Genomic DNA, 13,072 nt, shown 5'->3' on the forward strand with positions numbered 1-13,072 from the left:
TACTGACCGCTATTTTAACCGTATTATTTATTCAACGATGGCAAATCTGCCAACCTTTTTATCTTAACCCAATACAAAGAATCGAGTCGCTATGTCAAAATCGAACACGACCTTAAGCCTTGATGACACACTGGCCACTTTACTGGCTGAGTATTTAAAACAACATACCACGTCAGCGATAGCTATTGACCCGAACCAGTTGGCTTACCGCTGGGTAGGCGGCGCGACTGGCTCCCTTGAGCCTATTGAAGTAAATTCTGCGCTGAGTCTGGATGACCTAATTGGTATCGATACTCAAAAAGCGAAGATCGCTCAAAATACACGCCAGTTTTTAGCCGGTTATCCTGCTAACCATGTGTTAATGACGGGCACACGCGGCGCCGGTAAATCCTCTCTGATTCGCGCATTATTGAACGAGTTTAAAGAAGATGGGCTACGTATGATTGAGGTTGCCCGTGATGACTTGCAAATTCTCGATAAAATCCGCCAAGCTATTAATAAGCTGCCGCAAGATTCTGGTTGTCGCTATATTGTCTATTGCGATGATTTAGCATTTAACGGGCAAGATGAAAATTACCGTACCTTAAAGAGTGTCCTCGATGGCGCACTCGACTCTGAGCAGGACAAGCTATTGGTCTATGCCACCAGTAACCGCCGCCACCTATTACCGCAATTAATGAAAGATAATGTCAATATCTATGATGGCCAAACCGATGAGGTTAATCCTTATGAGACTATTGATGAAACAGTATCCTTATCGGATCGTTTTGGGCTATGGCTGTCATTTTATCCGATGAACCAAGAGACCTATCTTAATATTGTCGCCCATTATTTACAGGCCGAAGGTATTGAGTGGGATGATGAGATACGCGCGCAAGCACTACAATGGGCGTCTGGCCGTGGTGGGCGTTCAGGCCGAGTGGCATACCAGTTTGCAAGACACTGGGTGGGTCAGCAGTTGTTGAGTCAGGACAATTAAACCGCCACTCAACTAGATAGGTTTACGCATCAAGTAGCGCGGTAACGTCACATTATGGCGCTTAACCTGTTGCTGCTCGACACCTTCAAACCCTTGTTTTAAAAAGAAAGGATAAGCAAGTTTTGAGGCATGTACCCAGACAGTATTGATGCTCATACCATAGGGATTAAAGACTGTCTTATCATATAACGCTTGGGCCACGCCGCGACGCTGATAATTTGGGTGTACAAACAGCCCATCAATATAGGCACACTGGGGATCATTTTCACCCCACTGATTTTTATAAAGTAAATATTCAATAAACCCAACTATCTCACCTGCCTCACTCTCAGCGATTGAAGGCTGAGTGCGTGCAAAACGATTCCTCCAAAAGTTCTCGGGTGCAGCCAGTCCTGTTTCTACTGTCATCCATGCTCTTTTTTGCGCCTTAGAATATATCGAGTCGTCAATCGCCAAAATCGATTGCTCAAAGATGTCTATTAGTTTAGGAATATCTGCAGGGGATGTATTGCGAATAATCAAGCTCATTTTTGGACTCAATCCTTCTCAATAAGTTTAACACCGTCCATGGTCACCTCAAACTGGGCAAAGTCACATGCCAGCCAAAACTGACCTTGATAAAACCGTTCAACCTCCTGGCGAATATCGGCCATATTCGCCACCTTGCTGTCTGGGTCATCAAAAGGCTGATAACGGGCACTAAAATGAGTCAATATTAAGTGCTTTAGCTTAGCTGATTGAGCAAATGTCGCAATGCGCTGTGCAGTCGTGTGCATCGGGTCAAAAGCCTCTGCTCTAGATTGAATCTTATCCAATATCGACTGGGTATAAGTGGCTTCATGGATAAGCACGCTTGCCTCCTCTACCGCCTTATGCAGAAGCTCAGGCGTATCATTATCACCTGCGATGACTATTTTTAGTTGCCGCTGAATACGCTTGGTAAAATCAATCGACTTTATCTGCTCGCCATTATCTAACGTAACATCCTCGCCTGTCTGCAGCTTCCCCCAAATGGGACTTGGCTCAATACCTGCCGCTTGTAATTTGGATTTATCAAGCTGCATGGTCTCCACCGTTTGGCTTAGACTATAAGCATAAGATGCCACGCGATGTGATAATGGATGAACCTCTATCTTTAGTTGATGTGTTTGCGATAAGGCTAAAGTCACCGTTTCATTTTCACTTTGCTCAGTATCTACAAGCGTCTCAACCGCAATATACTCAACCTCAAATGGCAGATACAGCTCTGTGGTTAGCTGCACGACTTCCATAAACCGCTTTATAGCAGCCGGTGCAATAATCTTCAGCGGCTGCTGACGCCCTGACATAGCCATACTGGCTAGCAACCCTGGCAAGCCATAGCAGTGATCACCATGCACATGAGTAATACAAATCGTAACCAATTGCTGACCGCTCAGCTTAGTTTGTAATAATTGATGCTGCGTTGCCTCACCGCAATCTATGAGTACCCACGGGCGCTTAGACTTGCTTTGTTGACTGCTTTTGGAGGCGAATGGATTGATACACTCCACTGCCAATGCAGTGACATTCCGATGTTTGGTGGGCACCCCTGCTGAGGTACCCAAAAAGGTTAACTGTAGCATCTTTATACGCTGTCGCTAGGTCGACGAAACGCCACCATGGTACACTTAAAACGCTGAGCACAATCACCGTTCTGATTAAGCGTATTGATTTGTACCACTACCATACCGCGGTCCGGCTTTGAACGTGACGGCTTAAGCTCAACCACTTCAGCCTCTATATGCAAACTGTCGCCTGGACGTGTTGGTCTTGGCCAACTAATCTCGCCCCCTGCCCCAATTAGGCCCGATGCAATAGGAATGCTCTCAACCATTAGACGCATGGTAACACTCGCTGTATGCCAACCACTGGCCGCCAATCCTTCAAAGAAAGTATGCTCGGCCGCTGCCTCATCTAAATGAAATGGCTGCGGATCATATTGCTGCGCATAGGTTTTAATATCTTTAACACTTAGCATGTATTCACGGCTGTGCCACTTATCACCAACCTTTAAGTCTTCAAAATAAACCGATTGCATCCCCTACCTCTCTGGCTATCACTTCAATAATGACAGCCTAACTATAGTCGCCTGATAGCCTTAGCTATTTTATCAACAAACCAAAAATCGCTAAGTGCATCACAAAGCGAATCATAAAATTGATGCATAAGCGGACAAAACATTGTCTTTTATCTTACTACCAACAAGCGAGAGGCGCTACTTAATCACCCAGTCGACTAGTGCGACAGCTGCCTGCGCGGCACTCTCTGAGACGCTCATTAAGAAAATTCACCCTGCTCGTGGTCGTATCGGTAGCACAGCGCATATCTACCAAGAAGCTTCCACCTGAGTACTCACTACATCTATCGTTTCTATCACGCATCCAAGCCAATTGACCACGCTTTAAGATGGCTTTTTGATTGCTATTAAGCTGTTTGACCAATTTACTGTAGCTGGTATTTAAATCTTTATCTGCTTCTTGATACACCTTTGATAAGCAGTACAGACTATCAAAATCATTACGTGTATTGTCACAGTTTTGAGCAGAGGCTGTGGTCGATAGCAGCAAGCCAAATGAGGATAATACGGCAAAAGCAGTGCTAACTGATAATCTTTTTAGAGTGATAACGGACATAAAGACACCTTTAAAGTAAGTGAATAATAAAGAAAGTGAGACCCTTAAAGTATACAGGTGTATTTTGAATTTAAACAGTGAACTTTAAGTGAATATGAATAAAAACTTCACGACTGTCTTTTTACTCACCTCATAAATTAAAGCGCAAAAAAACCCTCCATCAAATATATAATGGAGGGCTTTAACCAGCTTTAGATTAAGTCAGCCAGTAAAACTAACTACCCATTAAGCGTCGTATGGGTCACGTAATACGATGGTCTCATCACGGTCAGGACCGGTTGAGATGATGTCTACTGGGCAATCAATTAATTGCTCAATACGCTTGATATACGCTTTGGCTTCTTCTGGTAAGTCGTCATAGTTGGTGATACCAACCGTTGAGCCTTTCCAGCCTGGTAGAGTCTCATAAATAGGCGTTACCGTTTCATAAAACTCGCCGTCGTGCGCTGCGGCAAACTCAGTCTCAGGGATATCATAGCCGACGCCAATACGAATCTCATCTAGGCCATCTAGAACGTCAAGCTTGGTCAAGCAGATACCTGATAGTGAGTTTAATACGACCGCACGGCGAAGTGCTTCGGCATCAAACCAACCACAGCGACGTGCACGTCCAGTGGTTGCACCAAATTCATGACCCACTTTGGCTAAATGTGCGCCAACGTCATCAAATAATTCAGTTGGGAAAGGACCACTGCCCACACGAGTGGTGTACGCTTTGGTGATACCTAAAACATAGTCTAAGTATAATGGGCCAATACCTGTACCGGTTGATACGCCGCCTGCGGTTACGCTTGAGCTGGTAACGAACGGATAAGTACCATGGTCGATGTCAAGTAATGTACCTTGCGCACCTTCAAACATTAAGTTTTTGCCTTGAAGACGTAACTGATTTAGCTCTTCTGTGACATCGCAAACCAAGTCTTTTAGCTCATCACACCACTCTTGGCATAACGCAAAAGTCGTATCATAATCGATAGCGTCAACTTTATAGTAATGCGTTAACTGAAAGTTATGATAATCAATTAAGTTGCGTAGTTTTTCTTCTAAATCTGGGCGGAATAAGTCAGCAAGCTTAATAGCACGGCGCGCAACTTTGTCTTCATAAGCAGGACCAATACCACGACCTGTCGTGCCGATTTTGCCAGAACCACGTTTGGCTTCACGAGCTTGGTCAAGCGCAATGTGATATGGCATGATTAACGGACAGTTTGGAGAGATTTTTAGACGCTCACGTACAGGTACGTTATTGTCCTCAAGCTCTTTCATTTCGATAAGCAGCGCTTCTGGTGATAACACCACGCCATTACCGATAAAGCATGTCACGTCATTACGTAGAATACCGGATGGAATCAAATGCAATACTGTTTTTTTACCATCAACAACCAAAGTATGGCCTGCATTGTGACCGCCTTGGAAACGAGCCACGGCTGAAGCACGTTCGGTTAGCAAATCAACAATTTTGCCTTTACCTTCGTCGCCCCATTGGCTACCAAGTACTACGACATTCTTACCCATAATAAATCCTTACCCACTCGTATTGAACTATAAAAAATAATCTGCGTCATTTCGGCGCAGTCACTTAGGCGCTATGTATTAAATAACGGCTTAAACTGCTTTTAAAACCCACTCGCCATCATTTAGCATTAACTGATGGGTCACATTTTGCGGTGCATCTTTGTCACTTAATGGACGAACCACTCGGTGACCTAAATCACGTAATTCAGCAATCTTGTTTTCTAAATCTTTGGTTAACTTGGCATTGTTATCTACGCGCACCCCTTGCATATCAGCAAAGCGTACCAATACCAGCTTGGTCTTATTCAAACTGATATAACGCTGCAAACGTGTCACTTCTAGACTAAAGCCGGTCGCACTGCGTGATGGCAGTTCCTCGGCAATAGTCGCTGGCGCATGACTGGCAGAATTAAAGCTTTCACCATTAAAACGACCACCACGCACTACCGCTTGTGATTCATTTTCAAAATAGGCATTAAATACAATACCGGTGTGATAATGGTAGCCAAGCTCAGTAATATCAACACTGACATTACCCTGATAGGTATTCTCAATGTGAGCAACCATAACCTGCACATCTTTTACCGCATCGATAATAGCGGCATCATTGGTCGCAGTATCAGACAGCGCTGCCTTCAGCGCACTCATGTCATGACCGTGCACTGCCAACTGATAAAAATCATTACCCATTGGCAAATCGCCACACACTTCTTTTAGCTCAGGCAATGCTTTGTTGGCATATAAATTAATCAGTACCGCTGCATCATTATCAGACAAGCCAGCCAACTCTTTTAGACGCGCAAAGATAGCCACATGACCAATATCAATGTGTAGGTGCTGTCTTAGGTTTAGATTATCAATCAGGCAGTACAGCACATCAATCAGCTCTAAATCAGCATCTAAACTGTCACTACCGAAGATTTCTGCACCCAGTTGTAGCGGTGTACGTGAGCCAAATAGACCATCTGGCAAGGTGCGAATCACGTGACCGGCGTAACAATAACGGGCAATTTCATCGGCCTTGCCCATCTTATTTAAATGGGCATCAATGCGTAAAATCTGCGGCGTGATATCGGCACGCACACCCATTAAGCGACCTGATAATTGGTCGATAATCTTAAAGGTTTGACGTTTTAGGTCTTCGGAGGCATTACCAAGCAGTGATTCTGTGAACTCAATCATCGGCGGGCAGATAAGCTCATAGCCTCGGCTAACCAATAATCTAGTGAGTTTGTAGCGCAGCCACTCTTGTTTTTGAGCTTCATCAGATAATAAGTCGCTGACACCGTCTGGTAATAGCCAGATGTTATCGATATCAGTCGCATGCGATCGTTTATCAGCAGGCTGTTTTGGGGCGTACTGTTCTGGAGCGTTATCGGAGGAAATAGAACTGTCAGACACAAGTAATCCTTGTTTGGGGGCGGTTATCTTCATGTAAGCAGACACGCCTTGACCAAATCGTTAGTTAAAGTGTAGTAGTAATCGATAAATCGACAATATAACGTATTGTTGTGAATGAGACGCTTGTTTATTCTAAACCAGTATCGGTTCATAATAACCCTTTAATGCTGCGAATTTGACACAACAAGCTGTGATACAGACACTTTTATAAAAGGGTACCACGCTAAAGACTGGGCTTAGATTCAAACAAGTCTATTGATTGTTCTGTTTAAGTCTAGCATAGCTGACCGCGTTCGACTAGAGAAACACGCCACTAATCTAAAATTTGATAACAATAAATAGAGCATACCGAACCAGGGTAAATGTTACAATCCTTGTATCTACCTATTTGTATTTCGGGCGTTTGTGCCTGATGAGTACTTATTTTTATACTGAGAAAACTGTTTATGTCATCACATCATCCTGATCCTAAATTAAACCAAAGAAATGTATTGGGTACTGCTCTTTCAAGCTGCTGTTTTGACCCGATTACTGGCTATTACCGCAACGGCTTTTGTCATACTGGCCCGCAAGATATCGGTCAGCATACCGTTTGTGCCAAAATGACGAGTGAGTTCTTAAATTTTTCAGCCAAAACTGGCAATGATTTAATTACCCCGATGCCTGAATATGGTTTTAAAGGGCTGAAACCTGGTGATTATTGGTGTATCTGTGCCCTGCGCTGGTTAGATGCGTTAGATCACGATATGGCGCCGCAGATTAAACTTGAAGCCTGTCATGAAAGCCTACTTGAGCTGGTCGATATTGATACCCTAAAACAATATGCCCTATAACATCTTAAAACGTCTACTTGAGAGTTAAGAATGTCAGAATTAAAGCCAGAAGCGACCGACTATAATCCCCCTCATTCTTCTAATAATACGCCTAACTCTAAGCAGACGTATAGCGTGGATAGTGCCAGTGCCAGCTCCAACTTATCGCCGCCCAATTTAGCGTTATCCAATTCTGCGGCTAGGTTCAATGATAGTGACAATCCACTGTTATTTATGTCGCCTACCATGCCGGTCTACGATCCGGATGCCGAACGTGTCGAGGACTTTGAGCGCTCTGGTGTGAATGAGGTGGTAAACTGCTGCGTTTATTCACGTAAATCTGGCGAATTTGTTGAAAAGATTGAGCTCGAAGATGTGAGCCGAACACTGAATAATAAAGGTAATTTTATTTGGCTCGGCTTATATGACCCAAGTATTGAAACCATTAAAACGGTACAACACGCCTTTGATATTCACGAACTGGCATTAGAAGATGCGTTTAATGAAAATCAGCGTGCAAAGATTGAGAATTATGGCACTGATTCTATTTTCGTTGTGGTTCGAACGGCCTATCTAGCCAACAATCATATTCATTATGGTACTACCTCGATGTTTATGGGTAGCAATTACATTATTACCATTCGTACTGGCGCCTCTCGCTCTTATGCACCGGTACGGGCGTATTGCCACAGACGTCCGCAAAAAATGCGCATGGGCCCTATTTTTGTGCTGCATGCCATCTTAGATTATGTGGTCGATAGCTACTTGCCGATTACCTATAGCTTGGAGGAGTATCTACGTGAGCAAGAGCGCAATATCTTCTCTTATAAATTTAGCAAAGACACCCTTAAAAGCCTGTACACCTTAAAGTCGCAACTGGTACATATGCGCGCGGTCATGTTACCTGTGCAGGACATCTGCAACTTTTTTATTAATCATAAGAAAAATGAGTTGGTCGCCTCCTTCCCAAGTGCGGCTAAGCCCTATTTTAGGGACGTAAACGACCATCTATTACGCGCTATTGATGCCGTAAACGGTCTTAATGAGATGCTGAGTGTTGCCATGGATACGTATATGGCCATGGTCAATATGGGACAGAACGAGGTGGTTCGAAAGCTTGCTGCTTGGGCAGGTATTTTGGCAGTACCAACCGCAGTGGCCGGTATTTATGGCATGAACTTTGATTTTATGCCAGAGCTGCATTATGAATACGCCTACTTCGTGGTCTTGGTATTTATCTTCACAACCTGTGTGATTCTATATTATCAATTCAAAAAGTCAGGCTGGCTCTAGAATTAACCGGAAAGCTCAGCCTTTTTTTAAACACCAGACTAATTTAAGACTATACCCTTAGTCTCTTAACGCTCATTACTCTTTGAGTTTGGGCGGCGTGTGTTTTGACGGTGTCTTTTCATAGATATTGTCTTCGGGACGTCCATATTGATTGGCAGTCCAAGTTAATAAGAACACTGCAATACTTAGGATAAATATAGACACGGTAATAGTAAGAAGCAGCCAGAGATGGAAGGTATCTGAGACGGCTTGTACATCGACGACTAAATGGCGCGATAATGCGGTAATGGCAATATAAATCAAAAACTGTACCGGCAAACGATGCGTTTTAAAGTAAATACCAATCATCGCCAATAATTCGAGATAAATAAACAGCATCAAGATATCTTTAAGTGCCGCTTTGCCACTTTGGATAATCCCGACAAACTCACTGCCTGCTGCCCATATCACCACAAAACCAATCACTAATAGGGCAATATAATGACTGATATCTACCAGTATTACGCCAAATTGCTGTATCTTATTTTCCCATTCACTTTTTTGCCTCATTCCTTGGTACTCCTTTAATAATGGTTTGCTCTATAAAGAAGCAACGCCAACTGACTTCTTGACTTTCTAAAACGCAAAAGAGGCTCAATGTGAGCCTCTCCTTGCCATCCAAAACAGATTATTCGTTAACTAAACTGTATATTAACGAGCCATTAACCTAATGTTTTTAGCAAGTAGACGGCGTGAACTCATCACTCGCTCCTGCCCGCTCAACTGACGATTATACGTTTGCTGCTTTTTCAGCTGCTTCTACCGTTTGACGAATTAAGGTATTGATGGTCATTGGGCCCACGCCGCCCGGTACTGGGGTGTATGCTGAGGCGATAGACTCAATACCAGTCAGCTCAATATCGCCCACACCGCCATTGTCTGTCGGATGGAAGCCAGCATCTACCACGATAGCGCCCTGCTTAATCCAATTTTTTTTGATCAGCTCAGGTACGCCCACAGCACCCACAATAATATCCGCTCGGCCCACATGCTCGGCTAGATTTTGAGTGCGTGAATGGCAAATAGTTACGGTGCAGTTGGCATTTAATAGCATTTGCGCCATTGGTTTACCTAAGATAGCACTGCGACCAACCACAACTGCATTCTTTCCTGCAAATTCGATACCATAATGATCAAGCAAATACATAATACCTTGTGGGGTGCATGAACCGTACGCAGGCTCGCCCATACTCATGCGGCCAAAGCCCAATGAGGTCACACCGTCTACGTCTTTATTTAAATCAATAGCATCAAAGCAGGCACGCTCATCAATCTGTTCAGGAACGGGATGCTGCAATAAAATACCGTGCACGTCAGGATTATTATTCAGCTCATCAATCTTAGCCAGTAGCTCCTCTGTAGTAGTACTAGCAGGCATTTCAACTTTGATCGATTCCATACCCACACGCTTACATGCATTGCCCTTCATGCGCACATAGGTAGCAGAAGCCGGATCATCACCGACCAAGATAGTTGCTAAGATAGGCGTACGACCTGTCTTCTCAACCAGCCTTGCAACGCGCTGACTTAAGTCTTTCTCAATTTCTTTAGCAAGTGCTTTACCATCAAGGCGTGTGGCAGTAGCATCAGTCATTTCTGGCTCCATCATGTCAAAATTTGAAGAGATATTACTTAGAACCTGTATTCACAAGCTATAATTGGCTCTTTTTGCCTAAAACAAGCCACTACTTTGTTAAAATTCGGCTCGAATAGAATGACTATTCAACCCAATTTTGCCTCGTATTGTCTCATTTTATTCTAAAAATACCATAACTGTAGCTTATGAATACAGATTCTTAAAAATAGTAATGAAAAAACTCGTTATCATAAAAGAGGTATCATGCGCCCCACTTTATGGGCAATATTGTACCCCATGAGGCACGAATAATCCGACCCACTTTTGTTGGATTACGTATTTTTCTTATTATTTTGACTCACCTCCATAGATTTTCTGCCACATTTGATTCATCTTTACTGCTCTGTTTATCACCTGTTTTTTAGAAAAATTTGAAATTAAGCGGATATTCCGTTAACCTATGTTGCACAACTGTTACTGTATATTTTTTGAACAATATGTAGTAAAGGTTAGAGCCATAAAGGCTGCATTACCGCCTTAGTATTCGCTCTAACACTCACGCGCAGCCCTCTTTTCATTGAGAGCAGACCGAAAATAACTCAATGCTAATAAGCAAGAGACCGCTGCGTTATCACAATATATAAACGCCTTGCGTTTGGCCGCTTAACGACAAGCCGCACGATGTTTGTCTTTGATAGTCTCTTTCACTAGGTCTTGTTGCGCGCCTCGCATTATTCATATCCAAGCGTTTATATCTTTATCTTTTTGTCGCATTTGTTGTTTGGCTTGTTTGTAAGCGTACTTTCAGGCTAATAGCGTCGGGTGCGGAAGTAAAATATTACTGCGTTGGTATATGCCAGCCATTTAAGATACGACATAACGTGTTCATACAGCTTTGGTAGGTCTGATGCCAATACTTTTCGGTATGGTTTTGTCATGCCTGCCGTCTGTGGTTTGAGTTATCGCATTTGACTCACTTCATTTAGGTCACTGAATACACTATATAAATAACATTTCAATATTGAGGATGGTGCACATGATTATATGTGAATAGGACTATTGTCATCCTTTTTTCCCTAATATATTTAAGGAGAATCGTTTGCAAGCTCAAGAATTGTTTCAATTTTCAGTCTGGACCATCATTTTGATGATGGCGGCTTTTTATGGAGGTACCTACCTGCTCTCCTTATTAATCAAAAAAGATAAGGAAAGCACTACCGGATTTATGGTGGCAGGTCACGGTGTTGGCTTTGGTATGGGTGCAGCGAGTATGACGGCGACCTGGATTTGGGCGGCCTCATTCTATGCAGCGGCAACCTCTGGCTATAAATATGGCCTTTCAGGACCGATTCATTATGGTTTCTGGGGTGCATTGATGATTTTATTCATCTATCCCTTTGGTATGCGCTTTCGCCAACTGGCCCCAAACGGCCACACTTTAGGTGAGCTCATCAAAGCGCGTCATGGATCATCAAGCCAATTAATCTTAGCAGTCTCCAACTTAATGGGTAGTTTAATTAGCTTGATGGTCAACTTCACTGCCGCCGGTGCCCTAGTTTCTGTGTTATCACCGTTATCTTTCCAAACGGGCGTGATGATTGCCGGTCTAGGTGTTTTAAGCTACACCTTGAGCTCAGGCTTTAGAGCTTCGGTATTTACCGACTTTGCTCAATTAGTGGCGTTAATGGCAATCGGTGTGGTAATTATTCCTGCCGTTTTATTTGCCATGGGCGGCCCTCAAGCCATGGTTGATGGCTTACCAAACTTGACCGCGCAGCAGCAGGATTTCTTCTCCTCTGAAGCCTTCTTCCAACAAGGTGCGCCTTATTTTGTGGCGGTACTGGCTTATGCTATTGGTAACCAGACTATTACTCAGCGTCTGTTTGCTATTGATAAAACCAAGATTAAATCGACATTTGTGACGGCAACGGTCGGCTATGCCGGTATTGTTATCGGCCTGGGTATGATTGGTCTAATGGCATTAACGGTGGGTATTGAGCCATTAAATGGTGATATGAATAATCTTATCCCGCAAATGGTGAGTACTTACCTACACCCTGTCTTTATTGCGCTGTTCTTTATTCTAGTTATTGGTTCATTGTCATCGACCGCTGACTCAGATTTATCTGCCTTATCGACTATTATGATGGCGGATGTGTATGCTAAAAACATCGCAAAAGGCAAAGCCGATCCCAAGAAAATGATGATTGTGGGCCGTGCTACTATGATTATCGCTACGGCAGCCGGTCTAATCTTTGCCAGCTTAAAGCTCGATATTTTAGTTATGCTGGTGTTTGTCGGTGCGTTATGGGGCGCGGTGGTATTTCCTGTTATCTCCAGCGTATTTTGGGATAGAGTTACTAACCTTGCGTTTACCGCTGCGGTTATCGTTGCGCTTATCTTCTTCTGTATCGCGCGTTTCGAGCTACTGCCTATCGAGGGTGGTGTTGCGCTGATGTTTGAAGTTTTTGCCAGTGTTGGCGCAGCTGTGGTTATTGGGTTAATGGTATTTGGCTTCTTAGGTCGCACCTTAGGCATGATTGCCGCCGCAATTACTCTAGCCTTGATGCTGTTCTTCGCGCTAGGCTTCTTACGCCAGTATATGGTGCTAACTGCCTCATTAACGGCTTATGGCGTGAGCACCATCGTATGTATCGCACTAAGCTTATTAAACAATGAGCGTTTTGATTTTGACTTAATCAAGCAGCGTGTCGGTGATTATGACAAGACACCTGCACCAAAAGCCAACTCGTAACGCTTTATTAAATGTACTAAAGCCTATTAACTTAATAACTTAATAACT

The 13,072-nt window shown here is 43.5% G+C and carries 12 protein-coding genes; 4 read left to right on the forward strand and 8 right to left on the reverse strand.

Going from position 1 to position 13,072, the window contains the following annotated elements; genetic code table 11:
* Positions 1-91 precede the first annotated feature (91 nt).
* The gene (locus AC2SLM_RS05390) at positions 92-979 is read left to right on the forward strand and encodes an ATP-binding protein (RefSeq protein WP_486552513.1); all 888 of its coding nucleotides are present in this window, start codon (positions 92-94) and stop codon (positions 977-979) included.
* Between the two features lie 12 nt (positions 980-991).
* On the opposite strand, the gene AC2SLM_RS05395 is transcribed toward AC2SLM_RS05390, so the two are convergent.
* From AC2SLM_RS05395 to AC2SLM_RS05420, 6 genes are all read right to left on the reverse strand, one after another.
* A complete protein-coding gene (locus tag AC2SLM_RS05395; protein ID WP_486552515.1) occupies positions 992-1,507 on the reverse strand; it encodes a GNAT family N-acetyltransferase in 516 nt (171 codons plus the stop codon).
* An 8-nt stretch (positions 1,508-1,515) separates the two neighbouring features.
* The gene (locus AC2SLM_RS05400; RefSeq protein ID WP_486552517.1) at positions 1,516-2,583 is read right to left on the reverse strand and encodes a ribonuclease Z; all 1,068 of its coding nucleotides are present in this window, start codon (positions 2,581-2,583) and stop codon (positions 1,516-1,518) included.
* Positions 2,584-2,585: 2 nt separating this feature from the next.
* On the reverse strand, positions 2,586-3,038 hold the full coding sequence (locus tag AC2SLM_RS05405; RefSeq protein ID WP_486552519.1) for a MaoC family dehydratase: 453 nt from the start codon (positions 3,036-3,038) through the stop codon (positions 2,586-2,588).
* A gap of 181 nt (positions 3,039-3,219) precedes the next feature.
* On the reverse strand, positions 3,220-3,633 hold the full coding sequence (locus AC2SLM_RS05410; RefSeq protein ID WP_486552520.1) for a lysozyme inhibitor LprI family protein: 414 nt from the start codon (positions 3,631-3,633) through the stop codon (positions 3,220-3,222).
* A 225-nt stretch (positions 3,634-3,858) separates the two neighbouring features.
* Complete coding sequence (locus AC2SLM_RS05415) at positions 3,859-5,148, reverse strand: adenylosuccinate synthase (RefSeq protein WP_486542837.1); 1,290 nt, start codon at positions 5,146-5,148, stop codon at positions 3,859-3,861.
* Between the two features lie 90 nt (positions 5,149-5,238).
* Positions 5,239-6,582: an ATP phosphoribosyltransferase regulatory subunit gene (locus AC2SLM_RS05420; RefSeq protein WP_486542835.1), complete on the reverse strand. Its 1,344-nt coding sequence runs from the start codon at positions 6,580-6,582 to the stop codon at positions 5,239-5,241.
* A gap of 413 nt (positions 6,583-6,995) precedes the next feature.
* On the opposite strand from AC2SLM_RS05420, the gene AC2SLM_RS05425 reads away from it, so the two are divergent.
* Together AC2SLM_RS05425 and corA are read left to right on the forward strand one after the other, a co-directional pair.
* Positions 6,996-7,382 carry a DUF2237 family protein gene (locus AC2SLM_RS05425; protein ID WP_486552522.1) on the forward strand — a complete coding sequence of 129 codons (387 nt, stop codon included), beginning with the start codon at positions 6,996-6,998 and terminating at the stop codon, positions 7,380-7,382.
* A gap of 213 nt (positions 7,383-7,595) precedes the next feature.
* A complete protein-coding gene (gene corA / locus AC2SLM_RS05430) occupies positions 7,596-8,654 on the forward strand; it encodes a magnesium/cobalt transporter CorA (RefSeq protein WP_486542962.1) in 1,059 nt (352 codons plus the stop codon).
* A gap of 75 nt (positions 8,655-8,729) precedes the next feature.
* Here corA and AC2SLM_RS05435 read toward each other — a convergent pair whose 3' ends face one another.
* A complete protein-coding gene (locus AC2SLM_RS05435) occupies positions 8,730-9,203 on the reverse strand; it encodes a phosphate-starvation-inducible protein PsiE (protein WP_486542831.1) in 474 nt (157 codons plus the stop codon).
* Between the two features lie 220 nt (positions 9,204-9,423).
* Positions 9,424-10,287, reverse strand: coding sequence for a bifunctional methylenetetrahydrofolate dehydrogenase/methenyltetrahydrofolate cyclohydrolase FolD (gene folD / locus AC2SLM_RS05440; RefSeq protein ID WP_486542829.1), 864 nt, complete (start codon positions 10,285-10,287; stop codon positions 9,424-9,426).
* A 1,096-nt stretch (positions 10,288-11,383) separates the two neighbouring features.
* Between folD and AC2SLM_RS05445 the strand changes: the two genes are divergently transcribed.
* On the forward strand, positions 11,384-13,024 hold the full coding sequence (locus AC2SLM_RS05445; protein WP_486542960.1) for a sodium:solute symporter family protein: 1,641 nt from the start codon (positions 11,384-11,386) through the stop codon (positions 13,022-13,024).
* Positions 13,025-13,072 lie beyond the last annotated feature (48 nt).

It is taken from the genome of Psychrobacter sp. CX16 (assembly GCF_057396245.1).